A 23590-nucleotide genomic window follows, 5' to 3' on the forward strand; every position below is an offset into this window, starting at 1 on the left:
ATTTAATTGGAAGAAAGGGCATCAGTGAATATTGTTGACCAATTGTTAAGACAAGGAAAGTCATTATTATCTCCCTTTGGACTATAACAAATTGGACAACAATATTAACTACGGGAATGATTCTTTATGAAAAAATCTTGCTTTTGGACCTTTTTTAAGGTATAATAGAGACCTGTGAGCATCCCTCACTTACCTGTGCCGAAGGGGTACAGGTCATTAGTCCAAAAGGAGGAAAATATCAATGGCTAAATACGAAATTCTTTATATTATTCGTCCAAACATTGAAGAAGAAGCTAAAAACGCTTTGGTATCACGCTTTGACTCTATCTTGACTGACAACGGTGCTACTATCGTTGAGTCAAAAGACTGGGAAAAACGTCGCCTTGCATATGAAATCAATGATTTCCGTGAAGGTCTTTACCACATCGTAAACGTTGAGTCTGAAGATGCTGTAGCTCTTGATGAGTTTGATCGTCTCTCAAAAATCAACAACGACATTCTTCGTCACATGATCGTTAAACTTGACGCCTAAGTTAAGTTTTTAAAAAGAAGGTAGTTATGATTAATAATGTAGTGCTTGTTGGTCGCATGACCAAAGATGCAGAACTCCGTTATACCCCTAGCCAAGTAGCAGTGGCGACTTTTACGCTTGCTGTGAACCGTACCTTTAAAAACCAAAATGGCGAGCGCGAAGCTGATTTCATTAACTGTGTTATCTGGCGTCAACCAGCTGAAAACTTAGCTAACTGGGCTAAAAAAGGTGCCTTGATTGGAATTACGGGTCGCATTCAGACCCGCCATTATGAGAATCAACAAGGTCAACGGGTCTATGTAACAGAAGTGGTTGCGGACAATTTCCAAATGTTGGAAAGCCGTGCTACACGTGAAGGGGGATCAGCTAACGCTTATAATAATGGCGGCAGCTTTAACAACAGTTCTTCAAATGATAGTTACTCTGCTCCTTCACAACAAACACCTAACTTTGGTCGAGACGATAGTCCCTTTGGGAATTCTAACCCGATGGACATCTCAGACGACGATCTCCCATTCTAAGCAGTGGGTTTGAACGGATAAGAAATTATTCGAGTTCGGGCTAAGAGCTGGGGATTTAGATAAACTTCCTAAGAAAACAAGATTTCTTGTCAGTTTTCTTACATTTAGTCGCTCTTTAAATGCCCTTAACATCATAATTTATAAAGGAGATTACACATGGCTCAACAACGTCGTGGCGGATTTAAACGCCGTAAAAAAGTTGACTTCATCGCAGCTAATAAAATTGAATATGTTGATTACAAAGACACTGAACTTTTAAGCCGTTTTGTTTCAGAACGTGGCAAGATTTTACCTCGTCGTGTAACTGGAACTTCAGCTAAAAACCAACGCAAGGTAACAACAGCAATCAAGCGTGCTCGCGTTATGGCTCTTATGCCTTATGTAAACGAAGACTAATCAAGAAGGTCCACACAGGGCCTTTTCTTTTTGGGCTTAGGCGCAGCGTCTGCCTGTACTCCCTTCGACTGTCCAGCCAGACGTGTTGGTGGCTTCTTGAGTCACGGAGCTAGAAACTGGTTCGATCAGGTTGCTTAACTTGCCCGTTGCGGCTAACTAGGCTGAGCTCGTGAAGAAATAAAAAAAGCAGCGGGTTTCTACCTTCATTATTGAAAAATGGCTGGTAGCTAGCTGCTCTTTTTCTTGCTTGAGATGAAATACCAAACTTGAGGATGAGGTGGTCATCCTCTTTTTTATGTGGTTAGTGAAAAACAATAAATCGCCAGACTTCTGAGCCCTACTCAAAGTGTGCCAACAAATAAGGATATTCCAAGCGTTAGGTCCAAAATCTAGCAATAGGAGTATTTTTTGTGTAAAAATGCCAGCTCTTTTGGTTGGCGGTCATCTAAATAATTGGTCAAAAAGCAGTGCCGGATTTTAACGCTTGCTTTATTGAATCTGTGTTAAGTCAACCACAGTTAGTGCTAATTAAGCTGTGCTAATAAAAGTGTGGATTCTTGATACTAGCTTTAAAGGCTCAGAACGCGGCTGATCAAAGGGGCCGCGTTGCGCTGTTAAGCCAATTAGCGTTGTGGGGACAAGGAATTTTGCACATTATATTTTTTAGCTAGGTAATAGCGTAGCCCAAAAGCTAAGGCACCCAGGATAATAAGTAGCAAAGGCGGTAAAACTGGGTTGATTGCTTGAGGTAGCAAGGCACTTACATAGTAGATAGACACCCAGGCTAACATCACCAAAGAGAGGGCCAGTATAATCTTGAGTGTGCTTGGCCGGTTCTTTTTATCACCACCCATATGACGGTAGATAAAATAATAGGTGGCATACATTGCAGCACCTCCGCCAAAGCCTAAGGCTAAAAGGGAGATAAGTCCGGTACCTGGAGCCTTTGAGCCAAAGAAGGCCATCAAACCATTTAGCAAGCCTACGACCCCAATAAATAACAAGGAGGTGTCTAGCCACATCAACCAAGGATTGGTGTTCTTTGCTTGGTTGGCTGCTGGTTTTGCAGTTGCTGAGTTTTGGGAGAAAGAACTAGCCCAGCTTGTAGGGGCGCCTAAAAAGCTGCGGGCAGGTACGCCTTTTGCTTGCTCTTCAAGGATAAGAGGGAGTGTTTCTTCAAGGATCGCCTTGATGTCGGCATCGGATTTGCCATCTTTAATCAGTTGATTGGTAGCAATGTGGATAAATTCTTGATTTTTTTTCGTGAGGTTTTGTAAATCCATTTTTTCTCCTTAATCGGCATTAGGTTTTCAAGAACAAGTGAGCAAAAAGAGTTTGCCGGTGGGTGATAGCTTGTTTTGCCATGCTATAAGCTATCATAAAGTAACTAGAACCAATTTTTCCGTAAAAAATACACAATAACCGCCGATGAGCCAAGGGCAGCTAAAAAGACAATGATGAAAAACCCATGCTTTAGATCGTTGAATGGCATCCAGTTGTTTTGGAAGTTCATCCCATAAGCTGAGAAAATCACCGTAGGAATATCTAAGGTCATTGTCATCAGGGCCAAGGTTTTCATGATAGTGTTCTGATTATTATTAATAATCGAAGCAGTTGTTTCGGTCATGGCATTTAAGACGTTTTCGTAGATGCCAGCCATCTCGATCGCCTGTTGCGTTTCAATCAAGGTGTCTTCTAATAAATCTTCATCTTCAATGTATTTTTTGAGCGAGCTGGTCGAACTGGATAACTTTTTAACGATGCGCTCATTGAACTTCAAAGAAGCTTTCAGATAGACGATAGATTTTTCCAACTCCATCATGTCCACTAACTCTTCATTACGAGTTGCACTTTCTAGCTGCGCTTCTAAGCGATCGCTTTGCCGATCAATGGTTCTTAGGGCCGTTAGAAAGAGTTCGGCATTGCGGTAGAGCATTTGAAAGACAAAACGTGTCTTCATAAAGGTGTAAAAGTTTTTCACCCGCCGATTATGGAAATGCTCAAATAAGGTTAAATCATTTAAGCTGGTTGTAATGACAGCATTTTCAGTTACAATAATTCCCAGCGGTACAGTCACATAATAGCTGTTATTATTACGTTCCTCATAGGTGGGCACGTCCACAATGATTAAGGTGTAATCATCTTCAACTGCAATACGTGAGGTTTCTTCAATATCAAGCGGGGCACGCAAGTCAGAGATGTCAATGTTAAATTGATCGGCAATTTCTTCTGATTCTTCCTGGGAAGGGTTTACCAATTTAATCCAAGCTCCTGGCTCGAATGTTTCAATTTCTTTAAATTCAATTGCCGATGAAAGAAACATTTGTTTCATGACAAGCCCTCCTTTTCCTAAAATAAGTGAGTAAAATCATGCTAAAAAAGCTGTAGCATACAGAGCAGCTTGCTCAAGTAATAGGGCTGGAATGCTTTGTTTATGATTTCACCTAAATACTCACCTATTATACACTAATATGTACCCAACGTCCATTGGCTTAGCCGTCAGCTAACAGTATTGACTAAGCAGGACCAAAAGAGTGGCCTAGGCTTACCTGCTCACCGCCTTTTAAAAGCTGGCCTGTGTTCTTTACGGCCTTTGCGGTATTAATGTCAGAGCATTTTGTAACCGGCTCACTTGCTAAGTCTAAACAAATTAAAAAGTACAAATTTAAGCGATGTGCGTAAAAAATCAGCCGTACAAACTGTACGACTGACTTTATAACTCATACTATTTTTAGATAGTTAGCCTGTCTACTTGCCAAAAAAGCAGTTTACAAGAAAGAGGTTTGCTTTTTTAGGCGACATCAATTTAAGCGGCATCGTCTAAGGTTTCGTCAACAGGTAAACCAGTAATGTCATCAGGTGTTGTATCTTCGCTCACAGGTGTATTTAAGAGACCACCATTTTGGTAATCAATAGCGAAGCCTTGGGCGGTGTTAAAGACCCGCACGGTTTCATCAATTTTTTTATCAGAAGATAGGGCAGAGACCAGCACAGAGCGTGGGATTAATTCTGTGCCTTGGTATTCAGGGACGGCTTTATAGTAAACATATACTTGTGGGTGATGTTTGATGTGGTTTAATACTTTTCTTTCAATATATTGCATGCCACCTTTGTGGGTGCCGACATTTTGCATTTGGGTGCCCATGATGACATTATTGCGAAAAGCCCGGCCGCCTAAACTATCGGCAAAGAGATGACTGCGTACGAATAAGTGACTATTGTATTTATGGCCATCTAGTCTTGTTAAGACGACAGCAGGATTATTCTTCACTTTTTTAGCTTTGGTTTTTTGAGCATCGTATTCGTTTTCGCTAATTTGGGCATTGTCACTAAGGCGATAATATTTGTACCAACCACTTGGGTCAGAATTAGGTTCCCATGTTTCGCGGTAGCCCTTTGACATATTGATCATATCATTGGTGATGACACCATAAGCCATACCTGATCTTTTGTAGCCATCGAGCTGTGAGTAGTGAATATCTGACACAGTGACATGATTGGTGTTTGTGCCTTGTTTTTTATAGACTTTTTCAGTCGTTGTATAGAGGCGAGGAAACTCGGATGTCACAATCTGAGACGGTCCCACCACAGAATAGTAGTCGGTGTCATCAGCCGTAACAGCTGGCGAGCTGCTAAGGCCAAAGAGACCCACTGTAGCTAAAGCAACAATTGACGTGATGACAGATTTTCTGCCGAAATGTTTAGACATACGATGTCCTCCTTTATTTTATTTCACATTCATTATAGCACTATTAAATTAAAATGCACCTAAAAGCACTCGAAAGTTCCTAGAAACATTGTAATGACAAGGAAATAAAAGATTAGAATATTCTTAACAATGGAAATTTAAGAAATAGTCATAAAATATAATTTTTCAAAGAGGAGATGATTTAGACAGATGCTGTCTCTTTTTCGTGCTCCTAAATCACATGTGACAACTAAATCTGATATAATAGAAGAAACTTTCTCGAAAGGTGTGTTACTAACACAAAACTATGCAAGATAAACTCATTATTCGTGGAGCGCGTGCTCATAATTTAAAAAATATTAATGTTGAAATCCCAAGAGATAAACTCGTGGTCGTGACCGGTCTGTCCGGCTCAGGTAAATCTAGCTTAGCTTTTGATACCATTTATGCTGAAGGTCAGCGCCGCTATGTCGAGAGTCTATCAGCCTATGCTCGGCAGTTTTTGGGCAATATGGAAAAACCAGATGTAGATGCGATAGATGGCCTTAGCCCGGCCATCTCCATTGACCAAAAAACTACCAGCAAAAATCCCCGCTCAACGGTGGGGACCGTCACCGAAATCAATGACTACCTCAGGCTCTTGTATGCGCGTGTAGGAACACCTTATTGTATCAATGGCCATGGTGCCATTACGGCTTCATCTGTTGAGCAGATTGTCGAGCAGGTCTTGGCTTTGCCAGAGCGCACGCGAATGCAAATCTTGGCTCCAGTGGTGCGGCGTAAAAAGGGCCAACATAAGCCGGTTTTTGACAAAATTCAAAAGAATGGCTATGTCCGGGTGCGAATTGATGGGGCGATTTATGATATTAGTGAAATCCCAGAATTATCCAAAAGTAAGCTCCATAATATTGAGGTGGTGGTGGACCGTCTCATTAACAAAGAAGGTATCAGGAGTCGGCTTTTTGACTCTGTAGAAGCTGCTTTGCGGTTGGGCGATGGGTACTTGATTATTGATACGATGGATGGCGAGGAATTGCTCTTTTCCGAACATTATTCCTGCCCGGTCTGTGGTTTTACGGTGCCTGAATTAGAGCCGCGTCTTTTTTCTTTCAATGCTCCCTTTGGTTCTTGTCCGACCTGTGATGGTCTAGGCATTAAACTGGAAGTGGATTTGGACTTGGTGGTACCTGATCAGACCAAGACGCTGCGTCAAGGCGCGCTAGCTCCATGGAATCCAATCTCGTCCAACTATTATCCAACCATGCTCGAACAGGCCATGGCGGCCTTTGGCATTGACATGGATACTCCTTATCAGGAACTGTCCGACCAGGAAAAAGCTCTGATCCTGTATGGCTCCAATGACAGGGAATTTCATTTTCATTATGTCAATGATTTTGGTGGGGTGCGCGACATTGATATTCCCTTTGAGGGCGTCATCACTAATATTAATCGTCGCTTTCATGAGACTAATAGCGACTACACGCGCAATCAAATGCGCTCCTACATGAATGAACTGACTTGTAATACTTGTCATGGCTATCGCTTAAATGATCAAGCACTGTGTGTACGGATTGGTGGGCAGACAGGGCCCAATATTGGTGAGATTTCTGAGCTGTCCATTGCTGATCATATGGCTGTGCTTGACGATTTGACCTTATCTGAGAATGAACAGACCATTGCCCGGCCAATTATCAAAGAAATTCGCGACCGCTTGAGTTTCCTAAACAATGTCGGCCTTAACTACTTGACCCTTTCACGCTCAGCCGGGACCTTATCAGGTGGTGAAAGCCAGCGGATCCGACTGGCCACTCAGATTGGTTCGAACTTATCAGGGGTGATGTATATTTTGGATGAGCCCTCTATTGGTTTGCACCAACGAGATAACGATCGCTTGATTGATAGCTTGAAAAAGATGCGTGATCTGGGCAATACCTTGATTGTGGTCGAGCATGACGAAGATACTATGATGCAGGCAGATTGGCTGATTGATGTGGGTCCTGGTGCTGGTGAATTTGGCGGGGAGATTATTGCTTCTGGCACACCTAAGCAGGTGGCCAAAAATAAAAAATCGATCACCGGTCAGTACCTATCTGGTAAGAAGGCTATTTCAGTTCCTAGTCAGCGGCGAGCAGGCAATGGCCGTTTTATCGAAATCAAAGGGGCCAGTGAGCATAATTTGAAGGATTTAGATGTGCGCTTTCCGCTTGGCAAGTTTATTGCGGTGACGGGTGTGTCTGGTTCAGGCAAATCCACTCTCGTAAATGGCATTCTAAAAAAGGCTGTGGCGCAAAAGCTCAACCGTAATAGTGACAAACCAGGAAAGCACAAAGCATTGCTCGGCATTGAGCACGTTGAGCGTTTGATTGATATTGATCAAAGTCCAATTGGCCGCACGCCGCGTTCTAACCCCGCGACCTATACAGGGGTGTTTGATGACATTCGCGAATTATTTGCTCAAACCAATGAAGCCAAGATACGTGGCTATAAGAAGGGACGTTTTTCGTTCAATGTCAAAGGTGGCCGGTGTGAGGCGTGCTCAGGCGATGGGATTATTAAAATTGAAATGCATTTTCTCCCAGATGTCTATGTTCCTTGTGAGGTGTGCCATGGCAGACGCTACAATTCAGAAACCCTAGAAGTCCATTACAAGGGCAAAAACATTGCACAAATCTTGGACATGACGGTGGATGATGCCTTGGAGTTTTTTGCTGCTATTCCTAAGATTGCCCGCAAGATTCAAACCATCAAAGATGTTGGCTTGGGGTATGTGACCCTGGGTCAACCGGCCACTACTTTGTCTGGTGGTGAAGCCCAGCGGATGAAATTGGCTAGCGAATTGCATAAGCGCTCCACTGGTAAGAGCCTCTATATTTTAGATGAACCAACAACTGGTTTGCATACAGATGATATTGCTCGTTTATTGACCGTTTTAGAGCGTTTTGTTGATGATGGCAATACAGTCCTTGTCATTGAGCATAACCTTGATGTCATTAAGTCGGCGGATCATATCATTGACCTGGGACCAGAAGGAGGTGTCGGCGGTGGCCAGCTGATTGCTACGGGCACTCCAGAAGAAATTGCTCAGGTCAAGGCCAGCTATACTGGGCATTATTTGAAGGAAAAATTACAAGAATCCTAACCATAATATAGGAGGAAGTCAGGAAGTAGGAGGAAGTCAGGAAGTTTTTGACTTCCTTTTTTCTCCTTGCAGGGTGCTGTTAAAAGTTCTTAAATCATGGTAAACTTAAGAAAAGTGCTTTACGAGAGGAGTTTTCTGATGCAACCTGACTTTCCAAAACGTTTCCTTAACTGCCAAGAACAACTGCAAAAGCGTCAGTTGGATGGTTTTTTGGTGACTAACTTAACCAACTGTTACTACCTAACAGGCTTTTTTGGAACAGCGGCTACCGTCTTGCTTACGGCTAAACGTCGGGTTTTTATCACCGATGCCCGTTATACTTTGCTGGCTAAAGCCAGTATTTCGGGCTTTGATATTATCGAAAGCCGCACACCGCTAAAGACTGTGGCAGAGATCTTACAAGCAGATCAGGTGACTTGCCTTGGTTTTGAAGATCAGGTGTCATTTGCTTTTTACCAAGCCATGCAGGCTACTTTTACGGGTGTGACCTTGCTTGCCCAGTCGGGTTTTGTAGAAGAGCTGCGCCTGATTAAGGATGACTATGAGATTGCTCAGATTGGGCAGGCCTGTGCTATTTCGGACAAGGCTTTCTTAGATGTGCTTGACTTTATCAAGCCCAATCAGACAACTGAACTCCAAGTGGCTAATTTTTTAGATTTTCGGATGCGCGACTACGGAGCAAGTGGCCTGTCCTTTGAAACCATTGTGGCCTCTGGTTATCGCTCTGCTATGCCCCACGGCCGGGCCACACACAAGGTTATTGCCTCAGGTGAGACGGTGACTCTGGATTTTGGTTGCTATTATAATCACTATGTGAGTGATATGACGCGAACGATCCACATTGGTCAGGTAACGGACCAAGAAAGAGAGCTTTATCAACAGGTTTTAAAGGCCAATCAAAGCCTGATTGAGCAGGCACAAGCAGGGATGACATATGGGGCATTTGATGCGGCTGCGCGTGATGTCATTGTACAAGCTGGTTATGGGGACCAATTTACCCACGGAATTGGCCATGGGATTGGTTTAGACATTCATGAAGATCCCTTTTTTAATCACCACGCCAAAAAGCTGCAGGCCGGCATGGTCGTCACTGATGAACCCGGCATTTATCTAGATGGGGCCTATGGTGTGCGCATCGAAGATGACCTGGTCATCACAAAAGAAGGCTGTCAGGTCTTGACGCTAGCTCCAAAAGAATTGATTGTATTGTAGAGGAAGATTCGATGAATAGATTGTCTTGGGAAGACTATTTTATGGCCAATGCGGAGCTGATTTCCAAACGCTCGACCTGTGATCGGGCCTTTGTGGGAGCGGTTTTGGTCAAAGACAAGCGGATTATTGCAACGGGCTATAATGGAGGCGTTTCTGATACAGATAACTGTAATGAGGCTGGGCATTATATGGAGGATGGTCACTGTATTCGTACCGTCCATGCCGAAATGAACGCCCTCATCCAATGCGCTAAAGAAGGCATTTCAACAGCTGGCACCGAGCTCTATGTCACGCACTTTCCTTGTATTAATTGCACGAAAGCCTTATTGCAGGCTGGCATAACAAAAATCACCTATAAAACAGCCTACCGCCTCCATCCCTTTGCCATTGAACTCTTGGAGGCAAAGGGTGTGCCTTACTGCCAGCATGATGTGCCAGCGCTTGCGTTAGGTGAGGCCACTGATGCTTCTAGGTGATGCTGGCTCACAAGGCTAAGTTCCCTTCTAGGGCCCGGCAGTGAGTAAACTCCTAACCTAGCATCAGTTTGCGCCTAGGCTAGTAGCTCTTGGTGTAAGCTCAGCGATTTTTACAGGCCAAAGGAGCCCTTGCATTTACCACTCAACTAGGCTCCTGATGCGAATAAGAAGTGACAGAACCAAATTATTTTGATAAAATGAGATGATAAATATTTTAATAAGAGGTACTACTAATGATTGAAGCAAGTAAGCTTAAAGCTGGGATGACTTTTGAAACAGCTGATGGAAAACTAATCCGTGTGCTAGAAGCAAGTCACCATAAACCAGGGAAAGGGAACACGATCATGCGGATGAAATTACGAGATGTCCGTACAGGTTCAACTTTCGACACAAGCTACCGTCCTGAAGAAAAATTTGAGCAAGCAATTATTGAAACTGTTCCTGCTCAATACTTATACAAGATGGATGACACAGCTTACTTTATGAACACCGAAACATACGATCAATATGAAATTCCGGTAGCCAATGTTGAGCAAGAATTGCTTTATATCTTAGAAAACTCAGATGTGAAAATTCAATTCTATGGTAGTGAAATGATTGGTGTCACTGTGCCAACGACTGTTGAATTAACAGTCACCGAAACGCAACCCTCTATCAAGGGTGCTACCGTAACGGGTTCTGGTAAACCAGCAACACTTGAGACAGGTCTTGTGGTCAACGTTCCAGATTTCATTGAAGTTGGTCAAAAACTCGTCATTAATACAGCAGAAGGTTCTTACGTTTCTCGTGCTTAATGCGCTTTGTGGGCCTGCTAAGTGTTCTGTATAAGAAAGGAAATGCTATGGTAAGTGAAAATATTGGAGAAATTGTTATCTCTCCACGTGTTCTTGAAGTCATTACTGGGATTGCAACGACACAAGTAGAAGGGGTACATTCGCTTCATAATAAAAAAATGGGAGATAGCTTCAATAAGGCTAGCCTTGGCAAGGGTGTCTACCTCCATACAGAGGAAGATGCTACAGTAACAGCTGATATCCATGTTTTTCTTCAATATGGCATCAACGTTCCGGCTGTTTCCATGGCTATCCAAAAGGCAGTCAAATCAGCTGTTTATGATATGGCTGAGGTCAAGATTGCCGCAGTAAATATTCATGTCGAAGGGATCGTTCCAGAAAAAACCCCAAAACCAGATATGAAGTCATTATTTGATGAGGATTTTTTGGATGACTAGTAGTTTTCAGGACTCAAGACGCGACTTAAGAGAACGTGCCTTTCAAGCTTTGTTTACCATGGAACTAGGCGGAGAATTTAACGCATCCACGCAGTTTGCTTACGCCTATGACAAAGCTGTGACTGACGAAGAACCTGCTTGGAATGTTCCTATTTTCTTGTTAAACCTTGTAAATGGTGTTAAAAGTCACCAAAGCGAATTGGACGAAAAAATTAGTGCCCATCTCAAAGAGGGCTGGAGTATTGAACGGTTGACCCTGTCTGATAAAACCATGCTTCGCTTGGGTTTGTTTGAAATTCTCTACTTTGAGGAAACACCTGATCGTGTGGCCCTCAATGAGATTATCGAGATTGCCAAGAAATATTCAGACGAGACTTCTGCCAAATTTATCAATGGCCTATTGAGCCAATTTGTTTCAGAAAAAGAGTCGGATAAAGAAAAGACCGCTAGCCCAGTGCAACCGGTTGAGTAAAGCGGCTGACGCCTAACAGTCTCATCGCACCTACCGGCTGATAGCCCGTTTGAAGATGGCAGACCAGCCAGCTTGGACAGAAATGTTGGCGCATTGTCACCCACTACAGTTGACAATGGGTCTTAAAAAGCCTCTAGAAAAATCAATTTCTAGAGGTTTTGTCTTCAACCTGAAATAGCGTCATACGCTATTTTTTTATTAAGCCAGTGACGGTGAAATACAGTGAAGGAAAGACTCGGCCATCAGGACTGTTAAAAGCCTGTGTAGCATAGCTCTCAAAGCCAAAATCTAAATTTTGCATGCCGTGTGAGCCACTCAGTCGCCCAGTGTTGGGATCAAACTCCTCAAAGATGATATAAGTGTTGGGATAGATATTATCATAAGCCAAAGTGGTCTTGGCAAGACCTTGGGGGCAAAAGATTAAAACGGGTTTCTGGTCAATAAAGACCAGGTTAGGGCATTCAATCATGTAGGGACTGCCATCGCTACCAAAATCTAAATCCGCGACATACTCCCACTTGAGGGCATTGTTGTGCACAGCTCGGTAGAGTTTGATAATGCCTTCTTGTTGTAAAGTTTGCCCACCAATAATGGCATAATAGTGATCGTTATAGGAAAAGGTCTGTGGATCGCGAAAGTGATCGGTTGTAGACTTGGGTTGTTCAATAAGCACGGAATCAAGCTTGGTCAGCTGGCCCTCTTTATCTAGCCAAGCCCCGACCTGCTTGGGATGTCTAATCCAAACCTCGTCGCGAACATTGCCTGTGTAAAAAAGAAAGAGGCGTTCGTCAATGACCTGTGCCGAACCAGGATAGGCTCCCTCGTGGTCATTAGCATGATCTGGTTGCACCCGAATGCCTGTTTCTTTAAAAGTAACCAAGTCATCAGAGATCAAGTGCACCCATTGCTTGAGACCATGCGCAGCGCCAAAGGGCCAGTTTTGATAGAAAAGATGGAATTGCTGGTTAAAATAAGAAAAGCCATTGGGATCGTTTAAGAGTCCGCTACTTGCTTCAACATGGTAATGACAGTGCCAGGGCGATTGCTGCCGCTGGCTTAGATGACGTGGTTATGGTTGTTGTGATCAATACCTCTGCCTATCAGGCAGTTACAGTTGAAGCCTCTTCTCAGGTAACTACTGGTCAAAGCCTGCTTTCTTTAGTCTGAATTGGCTTTAGGGGTAAAACAAGAACAAATGCTGCCGCTACTGACTGCTTGAGCAGGTGGTTGCTAATGCTTTAGCGCCAGCTAGGATGTTTTCTTTCTTACTTGCTCTGCTATTTTACGTGTCATTATCCAAAAATATACTAAATAAGTAGTGAGTGATCTCTCCTGTCGGTGATTTTCTCGCTACTTATTTAGTATATTTTAGCTGTTTTTTTGGTTTATTTCATGCTAATATAGTGGCAAATAAATGATAAAAAGAAGTTTTTAATTAAGAAAAAATAATCAAGTTATCATTTTTATCTTGTCTTATAAATAAAGACCTGCTATACTAGAAACAAGTCTGAATAGACGCTTACAGATGTGGCGTGTCAGACGAAAAGCCATATTTTGGTATTAAGAGTAAGGAGATTGCCAATGAATAAACAGTTGTTCGTTAAAAAAATACTGGGTGTTTGTATGACAAGCTTGGTGGGGACTGTCCTCACGACTCAACATCCTTCGCTTATATCTGTAGAGGCGCAGGATAAACCCGTTCATACAGGAACCAAGGATGGTGCTAGTTTGGTCCAAGAGATCCGCCAAGGAAAACGTGGACCCCTCTATGCTGGTTACTATAGAACATGGCATGATAAAGCCTCAACCGGCACGGATGGCAAAACCCATCATCTAGAAAATACAATGGCTGAAGTCCCCCAAGAAGTGGACATCCTTTTTGTTTTTCATGACCATACCGCGCCAGATAGCCCTTTTTGGTCTGAGTTAAAGGATAAGTATGTTCCGGCCTTGCACCAAAGAAAGACAGTTGTCGTTCAGACAATTGGTGTCAATGAGCTAAATGGCCGCGCCGGTTTATCAAAGTCCTATCCGGATTCTCCACAAGGGCATCAAGACTTGGCCAAAGCCCTTGTTCAAAAGTATGTGATTGAACGTGGAGTGGATGGCTTAGATATTGACGTTGAGCATGATACTAAGCAAAGAACGGCCCAAGAAGACGAACGTGCCATCAAGGTCTTTAAAGAAATGGCAAAGTTGATTGGTAAAAATGGCCGTGATCAGTCTAAACTGCTCATCATGGATACCACATTAAGTGTTGATCATAATCCCATATTTAAGGGAGTAGCAGCAGATCTTGATTACCTGCTTCGGCAATATTATGGCTCACAAGGTGGCAAGGAAACTAAGGCCATTGACGCGGATTGGAAGCAATACCAAAATTATATCCAGGCGAGTCAATTCATGATTGGTTTTTCCTTCTTTGAAGAGTCAGCCGCAAAGGGCAATTTATGGTTTGATGTCAATGAATACGATCCAAACAACCCTGAAAAAGGAAAAGATATTGAAGGAACACGTGCTAAGACCTATGCAAAGTGGCAACCAAAGACTGGCGGGCTAAAGGCCGGGATTTTCTCCTATGCCATTGATCGTGACGGTGTAGCACATCTGCCTTCAAACTATAGATATAGGACTGGGGCCAACCATTTGAAGCATTCTGTAGATACGGTTTCCCATACTGACTATACTGTTTCTAAAAAACTAAAAGCGCTAATGACTAAAGAGAGTTCCTACGATCAGATTGATGCGACTGATTTTCCTGATGACGCTTTGCGAGCTGCCATTCGTGCCCAGGTAGGAAATAAGCGCGGCGATCTTGAACGCTTTAGTGGCACCTTGCGGTTAGAAGATCCAGCCATTAAGAACCTTAAAGGCTTAAATAAGCTAACCAGGGTGTCTAAGTTAGAATTGGTGAATCTACCACGCATTACTCGGTTACATCCTGCGGTCTTGCCAGCTAATATGAAAGCGACTCAGGAGGCTATAGCCCCTGTGGCAGCTAGCACCGCCACCAATAGCCCTGAACAAGCGCAGCTGATTCCCCAAGCATCCTTAGTTATTTCTGGCCTAAGCAGGCTCAAGGTCTTAAACCTTGCTGGGCTCTCGCTAGCAAGCTTAGAGGGTATTCAGGCAGAGACATTAGGGGCATTAAAAAAGATAGACATCTCAGGTAATAAACTTGATCTGGCAGCAGGGGTTAGGAATCGCGCAATCCTAGATAGGATGCTAGCAACCATTAAGGCCAACAGTAAGTCTGGCTCTAACCAAGTGCCAGCTGGGGCTGCGAAGTTTGACAGGCAAAGGCCACAGGGTTTTTATCCTGATCAGCACAAAACCAAGGACCTTCAAGTGGCTTTAAATAGTGGGACGATTGACTTGCAGTCCAAGCTGCTAGGTGAAACCATGACTAACCAAGGTACGGTTATTGACTCTGAGAGTGCCTATCAGACTTACCAGCAAGAGCAGATTGCTGGACGAACTTTTATTGATCCTAATTATAAATATGAAGACTTTAAGGTTTCCTATGACAACTATACAGTGACAGTGAGTGATTCCACGTTAGCTACTAGTCCTATGAAAACCTTAGTCACCAACAAAGAAGAAACGTATCAGGTTGCCTTCTTTGCACCAGGTAATCAAAGTGTTCCAGTCCACACGGCACAAGTCATGGTCGGTAATGGAAAAGACACCCTGGTTAACTTGGCAGCAGGAGCAAAGATTATCGGAGGCAGTGCCAATTCAGCCAATGCGGCCAAGGTATTTGATGGCGCCATTGAACGCAACTTGCTCGCGACGCAAAGTCAGGCTTCCATTATCTTTGAGCTAACAAATCCTGGTTTTGTCAAGTCCTTTCGTTTCTTCAATGATCGGACCACTAGTAGGGAAGATTATATCAAGGAAGTGAAACTGGAAGTTTTTACGAAAAAATTATCTGATTATTCAGACATTAACCGGGATCTGGAGCAATCTGGTAACTGGAAGACAGTCGCAACCTACACAGGAGAAGCTGATGACTTTAGCAAAGCGCTAGACAATCTCGAAAATCCTTCGCCAAGATATTGGCGCGTGACTGTTGATACCAAGGGTGGTGCTTATAGTTGGCCATCATTGCCTGAACTGCAAATCCTTGGGCATCGCAATTAAAGCCAAGGAAATGTGAGAGGAGTAAAGAGAGCAACAATTGGGTGTTGAAAGTAAGCGTAGGACTCGCCTCGGCGCTGCCTGTTCTGATGAAAAAGCCAGTGCTCTATCTAAAAAAGGCGTGCAAAGAGCTAACTTAAAAAATCATCAATAACCTTGAGCTCTTTACGGCTATTATTGATAATAGGCAAAAAGCTGTGGCCGGATGTTCGCAGCTTTTTGCAGTGTATTGCTAATTAAAGGAGGCTTAGTTTTTTTGTACTAGTGCTACTGCTAACGTGTACATGTTAAGTGCAGATCTTTTGGGGTTCAAACTGTTAAGCCGGGCCAGAAAGTGTTATAATAAACAAAACAATGAACAAATGAACATATGAAATGAGGACGTAAATGGCAGAACCACTTTTTCTAAATTCCTGTATGCATGAAAAAATTTGGGGTGGGACCAAGCTTCGTGATGTCTTTAATTACCCAATCCCTAGTGAGCATACCGGCGAATACTGGGCAATCTCGGCCCATCCCAATGGGGTGTCCACCGTTAGCAATGGTCTTTATCAAGGAGAAGCTCTGGATCAGCTTTACGCTGAGCATCCAGAGTTATTTGGCAATCCTAAATCCAAGGTTTTTCCCTTGCTAACGAAAATTTTAGATGCTAATGACTGGCTCAGTGTTCAGGTCCATCCTGACGATGCTTATGCTCTTAAACACGAAGGGGAGTTGGGTAAAACAGAATGCTGGTACGTCATTGCTGCTGATGACGGCGCAGAAATTATCTATGGTCATAATGCCCAATCTAAAGAAGAGCTCAGACAGCTCATTCAAGCTCAGCGTTGGGATGATTTGCTAACACGCATTCCGGTTCAAGCGGGTGATTTTTTCTATGTGCCAAGTGGGACCATGCACGCTATTGGCAAAGGCATTTTGATTTTAGAGACACAACAATCTAGTGACACCACCTACCGTGTCTATGATTTTGACCGTAAGGATGCAACCGGAAAATACAGGGATTTGCATATTGAGCAATCTATTGACGTTTTGACCATCGGCAAGCCAGAAAATAGTGTTCCAGCTACCCTAGTGCTTGATCATATGGTGACGACCACTCTGGTGGCCAATCCATTTTTCACCGTCTATAAATGGTTGATTAACCAAACTACCGAAATGGCGCAATCTGCTCCTTATTTGTTAGTTAGTGTCTTAAATGGCCAAGGCCGATTGTTTGTAGATGAAACAGCTTACACACTTGAAAAAGGCATGCACTTCATCTTGCCAAATACTGTCAAGAAATGGACATTTGAAGGTCAATTAGAGATGATTGTCAGCCACCCTAATCACGAAACTTAAGACCACCATTTAGGAGAAAAGGGCCAATTATCTGCTCTTTTTCTCTTTTTTGTTGATGAACCCTTTCTTGAACTAGGGCCGTATTTGTGATAAAATGAAGCGATAAGATGCTCGAAAGGAACCAGAATGGCAAATATTCTACGCAAAGTCATTGAAAATGATAAAGGCGAAATTAGAAAACTCGAAAAGATTGCAAAAAAAGTTGAAGCTTATGCAGATCATATGGAAGCTTTAACAGACCAAGAATTACAAGCAAAAACACCAGAATTTAAAAGTCGTTATCAGCACGGAGAAACCCTAGACCAATTATTACCAGAAGCTTTTGCAGTGGTACGTGAAGCCTCCCGTCGGGTGCTGGGATTGTATCCTTACCGCGTCCAAATTATGGGGGGAATTGTTCTCCATAATGGTGATGTTCCTGAAATGCGAACCGGGGAAGGAAAGACCTTAACCGCCACGATGCCGGTTTACCTCAATGCTATTGCAGGCGAAGGGGTGCACGTTATCACGGTCAATGAATACCTCTCAACTCGTGATGCTACAGAAATGGGTGAAGTCTACAGCTGGTTAGGCTTGTCTGTTGGGATTAACCTAGCAGCTAAGTCTCCAGCTGAAAAACGTGAAGCATACAATTGTGATATTACCTATTCAACCAACTCTGAGGTCGGTTTTGACTATCTTCGTGACAACATGGTTGTTCGCCAAGAGGACATGGTGCAACGCCCTCTCAATTTTGCTTTGGTTGATGAGGTGGATTCTGTCTTGATTGATGAAGCCAGGACCCCTTTGATTGTTTCAGGAGCAGTCAGCTCAGAAACCAACCAACTATACATTCGAGCAGACATGTTTGTCAAAACCTTGGAAGAGGGCGACTATGTCATTGATGTTCCAACCAAAACTATCGGTCTAAGTGATTCTGGGATTGATAAAGCCGAAAGTTATTTTAGCTTAAGCAATCTCTATGATATTGAAAATGTTGCCCTCACACACTTTATTGACAATGCACTTCGTGCCAACTACATCATGCTCTTAGATATTGATTATGTGGTTAGTGACGAAGGCGAAATCCTAATTGTTGATCAATTTACCGGTCGGACTATGGAAGGTCGGCGTTTTTCGGATGGCTTACACCAAGCTATTGAAGCCAAAGAAGGCGTCCGCATCCAAGAAGAATCAAAGACCAGCGCTTCTATTACCTACCAAAACATGTTCCGCATGTATAAGAAATTAGCCGGAATGACCGGGACGGCTAAAACCGAAGAAGAGGAATTCCGTGAAGTTTACAATATGCGGATTATCCCTATCCCAACCAACCGGCCTATTGCCCGTTTAGATCATACTGATCTGCTATACCCAACCCTACAATCCAAGTTTAATGCCGTTATTGCGGATGTCAAAAGACGCCATGAAAAAGGTCAGCCTGTCCTAGTTGGTACCGTTGCGGTTGAAACCAGTGACTACATTTCCCAACAACTGGTTCGTGCCGGTGTGCCTCACGAAGTGCTTAATGCCAAAAACCACTTCAAAGAAGCCCAAATCATTATGAACGCTGGTCAACGCGGTGCTGTTACGATCGCGACCAACATGGCTGGTCGAGGAACCGATATTAAGTTGGGCGAAGGGGTCCGTGAATTAGGTGGCCTGTGTGTCATCGGTACGGAACGCCATGAGAGCCGCCGGATTGATAATCAGCTGCGTGGCCGTTCAGGACGTCAAGGGGACCCAGGCGAATCGCAATTCTATCTTTCCTTAGAAGACGATTTGATGCGCCGCTTTGGTTCGGACCGGATTAAGAACTTTCTTGAGCGCATGAAACTTGATGAAGAAGACACCGTGATTAAATCTGGCATGTTTACGCGCCAAGTCGAATCAGCCCAAAAACGGGTCGAAGGCAATAACTATGACACCCGTAAACAGGTCTTGCAATATGATGATGTGATGCGTGAGCAACGCGAAATCATTTATGCCAATCGGCGGGATGTCATTACAGCTAATCGTGATCTAGGTCCAGAAATTAAAGCTATGATTGGCCGAACTATTGACCGGGCTGTTGATGCCCACGCCCGTAGCAATCGTAAGGACGCGCTTGAAGCCATCGTGACATTTGCTCGGACAACAATTGTCCCTGAAGAAACCATCGCTGTTAAAGATTTGCGAAATTTAAAAGACGAGCAAATCAAAGACTATCTCTATGATCGTGCTTTACGCATCTATGAGTCCCAAGTTGCCAAGTTACACGACCAAGATGCCATTTTAGAATTCCAAAAAGTCCTAATCTTGATGATTGTGGACAATAAGTGGACAGAACATATTGATGCGCTTGATCAATTGCGCAATTCTGTCGGCTTGCGTGGCTATGCGCAAAACAACCCTGTGGTTGAGTATCAATCAGAAGGATTTAAGATGTTCCAGGATATGATTGGCGCCATCGAATTTGACGTCACCCGAACCATGATGAAAGCGCAAATTCATGAGCAAGAACGCGAACGCGCTAGCCAGCATGCTACGACCACCGCAACCCGCAACATACAAGCCCAAAATGCTTCTAGGGCGAATGGCTCCCTTGATTTTTCTGGTGTCAAGCGTAATGACCTGTGCCCATGTGGCTCAGGAAAGAAATTTAAAAACTGCCACGGCAGACAAGTTTTTTAAACCAGAAAGCGAGCTAGACTAGAGGATAAGGGAAGCTGAGGATTGTCTCAGCTTTTCCCCTTTTAGGAAAAGAAATTAGAAAGACAAAGACAGACGCGAAAAAAGATGATTATAGGACATGGAATCGATCTTCAAGAAATCAGTGCCATTGAAGCAGCCGTCACCAGACATCCTCGCTTTGTTGACAAGGTCTTGACAGAGGCAGAGCTTAGCTACTACCAACGTTTGAGTGCCAAACGCCAGCTAACTTTCTTGGCTGGCCGCTGGGCAGCTAAGGAAGCATTTTCTAAGGCACTAGGAACCGGGATCGGAAAGAGTGTTGGTTTTTTAGATATTGATATTTTAATGACTGATAAGGGCTCGCCCATCATTACCCGCTCCCCTTTTTCTGGCAAGAGTTTTGTCAGCATTTCACATAGCGGCAATTATGTCCAAGCAAGTGTTATTTTGGAGGATAATTAAGCATGTATGCAAGCACACACCGTCCAACGGTTGCTAAGATTGACTTAGCAGCGATTCGATCCAATATCAAAGCCGTTCAGGCCCATATACCAACAGCGACAAAGACTTATGCGGTGGTTAAGGCCAATGCCTACGGTCACGGCGCTGTTGCCGTTGCTAAAGCAATTGCCCCGCTGGTTGATGGCTTTTGTGTGTCTAATCTGGACGAAGGGTTAGAATTGCGTAAAGCCGGGCTTGAACAAGACATTTTAGTGCTAGGAGTGGTCTTGCCTGAGGCAATCCCCCTTGCCCTAGCTCATCAGATTACCCTAACCATTGCTAGTAAGGAATGGCTTGAGCTGGCTCAGCACGAAAATGCGCTTATAGAGGGCCTGCGTGTCCATGTTAAAGTGGATTCAGGGATGGGCCGGATTGGTGTGCGAAGCTTGGCTGAAGCAGATGACCTCATCGTGAGTCTACAAGCTTACGGTGCGCAAGTGGAAGGTATCTTTACTCATTTTGCCACTGCAGATGAAGCTGATACGCACCAGTTTGAAGAACAGTTAGCCTTTTTTACTGACTTGGTGAGTCATTTGCAGCGCAAACCTGCCTTAGTTCATGCGAGCAACTCAGCCACCAGCCTGTGGCATAGTGAGACGATCTTTAATGCGATTCGCTTAGGAATTGGGATGTATGGCTTGAATCCCAGCGGTCATGCCTTGCCTTTACCTTATCACTTAAAACCAGCACTTAGTCTCGAGACCCAGCTGGTTCATGTTAAGCAAATTCCAGCTGGTGCTAAGGTAGGCTATGGAGCGACCTATACTGCCAAAGCGCCAGAATATGTTGGAACGCTACCTATTGGCTATGCTGATGGCTGGACACGGGATTTACAAGGCTTTTATGTCTTGCTTGATGGGCAGGCCTGTGAAATCATCGGGCGCATTTCCATGGATCAGACCACTATCAGATTACCCAAAGCCTATCCTTTAGGCAGTCGCGTTGTCTTGATTGGTGAGAGTGGTGTAAGGTCTATTTCTACCACCGATGTGGCTGACAAAAAAGAGACGATTAATTATGAAGTGCTTTGCCTGTTGAGCGATCGCGTTCCCAGATGCTATGCAGATTAGTAAAGACTATGGGCTGAACTTCTTAAGGCTTGGTGAAGTCAGCTCTTTTGCCTTTTGCCCGTCTTTTCTTTACGTGAAGTTGCTTAAGAATTTTCTACTAGTGATTAATCGACCAGATTTTATGGAGGTGGCGCAACCGGCTCATTGCTTTAGTTGCATTTTCGTGTGCCCCTCTTTTTTTATAGAAAGGAATCAGCTTGATGCGCTTACAATCACCCATCGCAGAGCTCAAGGGTATTGGACCTAAGTCAGCTCAAAAATTTCAGCAATTAGGGTTAACGACGGTGGAAGACCTTTTGCTCTACTTTCCTTTTCGCTATGAGGATTTTCAAAATAAGTCGATTTTTGATTTGCAAGATGGGGAAAAAGCGGTCATTACAGGGACAGTTGTGACCCCACCAAATGTCCAATACTATGGTTTTAAGCGCAACCGACTAACCTTTAAACTCAAACAAGGTGAGCTCGTCATTGCGGTTAGCTTTTTTAACCAGCCTTATTTACAAGACAAGGTAGCACTCAATCAAGACATTGCGGTCTTTGGCAAGTGGGACCAACGAAAAACAGCCTTGACTGGCTTAAAACTCCTGCTTGCCGTAGAAGAAGAGTTGCAACCTGTTTACCATGTCATCCAAGGAGTTAGCCAGCAGGCTTTGATCAAGGCCATTAAAGCTGCTTTTGCAACGGATGCCCTGAGTCAGCTGACAGAAAATCTACCAGCTGTTTTGCTGCAACGCTACCGTTTGCTCCCCCGACAGGCAGCTATTAGCGCCATGCATTTTCCTAAAGATCTACAGGACTATCAGCAGGCGCTACGGCGAATTAAATTTGAAGAACTCTTTTATTTTCAAATGAGACTACAGCTTTTAAAAGCATCACAAAAGGACCAGAGTAATGGGCTGCAGCTCTCTTATGACCCGATCGCCCTGCAGGACAAGCTTGCTGCTCTGCCATTTACCCTAACCCCCGCCCAGCAAAACAGCCTGGCGGAAATTCTGGCTGATTTGAGCTCGGCAGCTCATATGAATCGCCTGTTACAAGGTGATGTCGGATCAGGCAAGACAGTCATTGCTAGCTTAGCCATGTACGCTGCCTATACGGCTGGTTTTCAATCAGCCTTGATGGTGCCAACTGAGATTCTGGCTGAGCAGCACTATGAAAGCCTGCATCAGCTCTTTCCTGAGCTATCAATCGCTATAGTGACGTCTGGCATGAAAGCTGGAGAAAAGCGGGCAGCCCAGGCAGCCATCAGCTCTGGCGAGGTGGCGATGATTGTTGGTACGCATGCTTTAATCCAAGAAGGCCTTACCTACCACCGCTTGGGTCTAGTGATCACAGACGAGCAGCACCGTTTTGGGGTGAAGCAACGCCGTATTTTCCGTGAAAAAGGGGAAAATCCCGATGTTTTGATGATGACGGCCACCCCCATCCCACGGACCCTAGCCATCACCGCCTATGGAGAAATGGACGTCTCAGTGATTGACCAGCTCCCCGCCGGACGTAAGCCCATCATCACGCGCTGGGTCAAGCACCAACAGCTAGAGACAGTGTTAGACTGGGTGGCTGGGAAAATCACCACAGGAGCGCAGGTCTATGTCATCTCACCTTTGATTGAAGAATCCGAAGCTTTGGATTTGAAGAATGCCGTGGCTTTAGAAGCAGAATTAAAGGACTACTTCCAAGATCGGGCACGTATTGCCCTGATGCATGGAAAAATGAAAAATGATGAAAAAGACCACATCATGCAAGCCTTCAAAAATCATGAAATTGATGTCTTGGTCTCTACAACCGTCATTGAAGTCGGAGTCAATGTGCCTAATGCCACCATCATTATCATTATGGATGCCGATCGCTTTGGCCTCAGTCAGCTGCATCAGCTACGCGGCCGTGTCGGACGAGGGGAAAAACAATCCTATGCCGTCTTAGTTGCCAACCCCAAAACCGAGTCGGGTAAAGAACGGATGACACTGATGACCCAAACTACCGATGGCTTTGCTTTAGCCCAAGCTGATCTGAAGATGCGCGGGTCAGGGGAGATTTTTGGCACCAGACAATCGGGCTTACCAGAGTTTAAAAGTGCCGATATTGTTGAGGACTATCCCATCCTAGAAGAAGCTAGACGAGTTGCCAGTCAGATTGTCGCAGATCCTAATTGGCAAAAAGACCCTCAGTGGCAAAGCCTTGTAAAGGAATTGACTACAGAGCATGTCTTGGATTAAAAA

Annotated in this window: 19 protein-coding genes and 1 pseudogene; 16 read left to right on the forward strand and 4 right to left on the reverse strand. The window is 44.1% G+C overall.

Annotated elements, in window-relative coordinates:
- Window positions 1–241: 241 nt before the first annotated feature.
- From rpsF to rpsR, 3 genes are all read left to right on the forward strand, one after another.
- The gene (gene rpsF / locus GWD08_RS06485; protein WP_159545424.1) at window positions 242–532 is read left to right on the forward strand and encodes a 30S ribosomal protein S6; all 291 of its coding nucleotides are present in this window, start codon (window positions 242–244) and stop codon (window positions 530–532) included.
- A 26-nt stretch (window positions 533–558) separates the two neighbouring features.
- Complete coding sequence (locus tag GWD08_RS06490; RefSeq protein ID WP_159545426.1) at window positions 559–1053, forward strand: single-stranded DNA-binding protein; 495 nt, start codon at window positions 559–561, stop codon at window positions 1051–1053.
- Window positions 1054–1209: 156 nt separating this feature from the next.
- Entirely contained in the window at window positions 1210–1449 is a 240-nt protein-coding gene (gene rpsR / locus GWD08_RS06495; RefSeq protein WP_002983142.1) for a 30S ribosomal protein S18, read from the forward strand.
- Between the two features lie 623 nt (window positions 1450–2072).
- On the opposite strand, the gene GWD08_RS06500 is transcribed toward rpsR, so the two are convergent.
- The 3 genes from GWD08_RS06500 to GWD08_RS06510 form a co-directional block, all read right to left on the reverse strand.
- Window positions 2073–2732, reverse strand: coding sequence for a DUF1129 domain-containing protein (locus tag GWD08_RS06500; protein ID WP_159545428.1), 660 nt, complete (start codon window positions 2730–2732; stop codon window positions 2073–2075).
- A gap of 104 nt (window positions 2733–2836) precedes the next feature.
- Entirely contained in the window at window positions 2837–3781 is a 945-nt protein-coding gene (locus GWD08_RS06505; protein ID WP_159545430.1) for a magnesium transporter CorA family protein, read from the reverse strand.
- Between the two features lie 474 nt (window positions 3782–4255).
- Entirely contained in the window at window positions 4256–5158 is a 903-nt protein-coding gene (locus GWD08_RS06510) for a DNA/RNA non-specific endonuclease (RefSeq protein WP_159564869.1), read from the reverse strand.
- 286 nt (window positions 5159–5444) lie between these two features.
- Between GWD08_RS06510 and uvrA the strand changes: the two genes are divergently transcribed.
- The 6 genes from uvrA (at window position 5445) to nusB (ending at window position 11667) form a co-directional block, all read left to right on the forward strand.
- A complete protein-coding gene (gene uvrA, locus GWD08_RS06515) occupies window positions 5445–8276 on the forward strand; it encodes an excinuclease ABC subunit UvrA (RefSeq protein WP_159564871.1) in 2832 nt (943 codons plus the stop codon).
- 138 nt (window positions 8277–8414) lie between these two features.
- The gene (locus GWD08_RS06520) at window positions 8415–9488 is read left to right on the forward strand and encodes a M24 family metallopeptidase (protein WP_159564873.1); all 1074 of its coding nucleotides are present in this window, start codon (window positions 8415–8417) and stop codon (window positions 9486–9488) included.
- 11 nt (window positions 9489–9499) lie between these two features.
- Window positions 9500–9964, forward strand: coding sequence for a deoxycytidylate deaminase (locus GWD08_RS06525; RefSeq protein ID WP_159547695.1), 465 nt, complete (start codon window positions 9500–9502; stop codon window positions 9962–9964).
- Between the two features lie 233 nt (window positions 9965–10197).
- Window positions 10198–10758 carry an elongation factor P gene (gene efp / locus GWD08_RS06530; RefSeq protein WP_159545440.1) on the forward strand — a complete coding sequence of 187 codons (561 nt, stop codon included), beginning with the start codon at window positions 10198–10200 and terminating at the stop codon, window positions 10756–10758.
- Window positions 10759–10805: 47 nt separating this feature from the next.
- Window positions 10806–11195, forward strand: a complete 390-nt coding sequence (locus tag GWD08_RS06535) for an Asp23/Gls24 family envelope stress response protein (protein ID WP_159545442.1) — start codon at window positions 10806–10808, stop codon at window positions 11193–11195.
- The gene (nusB, locus tag GWD08_RS06540; protein WP_159564875.1) at window positions 11188–11667 is read left to right on the forward strand and encodes a transcription antitermination factor NusB; all 480 of its coding nucleotides are present in this window, start codon (window positions 11188–11190) and stop codon (window positions 11665–11667) included. Before GWD08_RS06535 ends, nusB begins: the two co-directional genes overlap by 8 nt.
- 232 nt (window positions 11668–11899) lie before the next feature.
- On the opposite strand, the pseudogene GWD08_RS06545 reads toward nusB, so the two are convergent.
- Window positions 11900–12712 (reverse strand): annotated as a pseudogene (locus tag GWD08_RS06545) (sucrose-6-phosphate hydrolase); the annotation flags it as partial.
- Between GWD08_RS06545 and GWD08_RS06550 the strand changes: the two are divergent.
- From GWD08_RS06550 to recG, 7 genes are all read left to right on the forward strand, one after another.
- Complete coding sequence (locus tag GWD08_RS06550) at window positions 12676–12834, forward strand: hypothetical protein (protein ID WP_159547699.1); 159 nt, start codon at window positions 12676–12678, stop codon at window positions 12832–12834. The pseudogene GWD08_RS06545 and the gene GWD08_RS06550 overlap by 37 nt on opposite strands.
- 414 nt (window positions 12835–13248) lie before the next feature.
- The gene (locus GWD08_RS06555) at window positions 13249–15810 is read left to right on the forward strand and encodes an EndoS/ChiA family endoglycosidase (protein ID WP_159547700.1); all 2562 of its coding nucleotides are present in this window, start codon (window positions 13249–13251) and stop codon (window positions 15808–15810) included.
- Between the two features lie 384 nt (window positions 15811–16194).
- Window positions 16195–17148, forward strand: coding sequence for a mannose-6-phosphate isomerase, class I (gene manA / locus GWD08_RS06560; RefSeq protein ID WP_159547701.1), 954 nt, complete (start codon window positions 16195–16197; stop codon window positions 17146–17148).
- Window positions 17149–17274: 126 nt separating this feature from the next.
- A complete protein-coding gene (secA, locus tag GWD08_RS06565; RefSeq protein WP_159547702.1) occupies window positions 17275–19800 on the forward strand; it encodes a preprotein translocase subunit SecA in 2526 nt (841 codons plus the stop codon).
- Window positions 19801–19905: 105 nt separating this feature from the next.
- Window positions 19906–20262 (forward strand): holo-ACP synthase, encoded by a 357-nt coding sequence (gene acpS / locus GWD08_RS06570; RefSeq protein ID WP_159547703.1) that lies wholly within the window; start codon window positions 19906–19908, stop codon window positions 20260–20262.
- 2 nt (window positions 20263–20264) lie between these two features.
- Window positions 20265–21371, forward strand: coding sequence for an alanine racemase (gene alr, locus GWD08_RS06575; RefSeq protein WP_159547704.1), 1107 nt, complete (start codon window positions 20265–20267; stop codon window positions 21369–21371).
- Between the two features lie 200 nt (window positions 21372–21571).
- The gene (recG, locus tag GWD08_RS06580; protein ID WP_159547705.1) at window positions 21572–23587 is read left to right on the forward strand and encodes an ATP-dependent DNA helicase RecG; all 2016 of its coding nucleotides are present in this window, start codon (window positions 21572–21574) and stop codon (window positions 23585–23587) included.
- Window positions 23588–23590 lie beyond the last annotated feature (3 nt).

Source organism: Streptococcus halichoeri (assembly GCF_009870755.1).
GTDB classification, from domain to species: domain Bacteria; phylum Bacillota; class Bacilli; order Lactobacillales; family Streptococcaceae; genus Streptococcus; species Streptococcus halichoeri.

What these genes read in the sequence shown, in the direction of transcription:
- rpsF (WP_159545424.1), top strand. Translation starts at nt 242, where the DNA reads ATGGCTAAATACGAAATTCTTTATATTATTCGTCCAAACATTGAAGAA.
- GWD08_RS06490 (WP_159545426.1), top strand. Translation starts at nt 559, where the DNA reads ATGATTAATAATGTAGTGCTTGTTGGTCGCATGACCAAAGATGCAGAA.
- rpsR (WP_002983142.1), top strand. Translation starts at nt 1,210, where the DNA reads ATGGCTCAACAACGTCGTGGCGGATTTAAACGCCGTAAAAAAGTTGAC.
- GWD08_RS06500 (WP_159545428.1), bottom strand. Translation starts at nt 2,732, where the DNA reads ATGGATTTACAAAACCTCACGAAAAAAAATCAAGAATTTATCCACATT.
- GWD08_RS06505 (WP_159545430.1), bottom strand. Translation starts at nt 3,781, where the DNA reads ATGAAACAAATGTTTCTTTCATCGGCAATTGAATTTAAAGAAATTGAA.
- GWD08_RS06510 (WP_159564869.1), bottom strand. Translation starts at nt 5,158, where the DNA reads ATGTCTAAACATTTCGGCAGAAAATCTGTCATCACGTCAATTGTTGCT.
- uvrA (WP_159564871.1), top strand. Translation starts at nt 5,445, where the DNA reads ATGCAAGATAAACTCATTATTCGTGGAGCGCGTGCTCATAATTTAAAA.
- GWD08_RS06520 (WP_159564873.1), top strand. Translation starts at nt 8,415, where the DNA reads ATGCAACCTGACTTTCCAAAACGTTTCCTTAACTGCCAAGAACAACTG.
- GWD08_RS06525 (WP_159547695.1), top strand. Translation starts at nt 9,500, where the DNA reads ATGAATAGATTGTCTTGGGAAGACTATTTTATGGCCAATGCGGAGCTG.
- efp (WP_159545440.1), top strand. Translation starts at nt 10,198, where the DNA reads ATGATTGAAGCAAGTAAGCTTAAAGCTGGGATGACTTTTGAAACAGCT.
- GWD08_RS06535 (WP_159545442.1), top strand. Translation starts at nt 10,806, where the DNA reads ATGGTAAGTGAAAATATTGGAGAAATTGTTATCTCTCCACGTGTTCTT.
- nusB (WP_159564875.1), top strand. Translation starts at nt 11,188, where the DNA reads ATGACTAGTAGTTTTCAGGACTCAAGACGCGACTTAAGAGAACGTGCC.
- GWD08_RS06555 (WP_159547700.1), top strand. Translation starts at nt 13,249, where the DNA reads ATGAATAAACAGTTGTTCGTTAAAAAAATACTGGGTGTTTGTATGACA.
- manA (WP_159547701.1), top strand. Translation starts at nt 16,195, where the DNA reads ATGGCAGAACCACTTTTTCTAAATTCCTGTATGCATGAAAAAATTTGG.
- secA (WP_159547702.1), top strand. Translation starts at nt 17,275, where the DNA reads ATGGCAAATATTCTACGCAAAGTCATTGAAAATGATAAAGGCGAAATT.
- acpS (WP_159547703.1), top strand. Translation starts at nt 19,906, where the DNA reads ATGATTATAGGACATGGAATCGATCTTCAAGAAATCAGTGCCATTGAA.
- alr (WP_159547704.1), top strand. Translation starts at nt 20,265, where the DNA reads ATGTATGCAAGCACACACCGTCCAACGGTTGCTAAGATTGACTTAGCA.
- recG (WP_159547705.1), top strand. Translation starts at nt 21,572, where the DNA reads ATGCGCTTACAATCACCCATCGCAGAGCTCAAGGGTATTGGACCTAAG.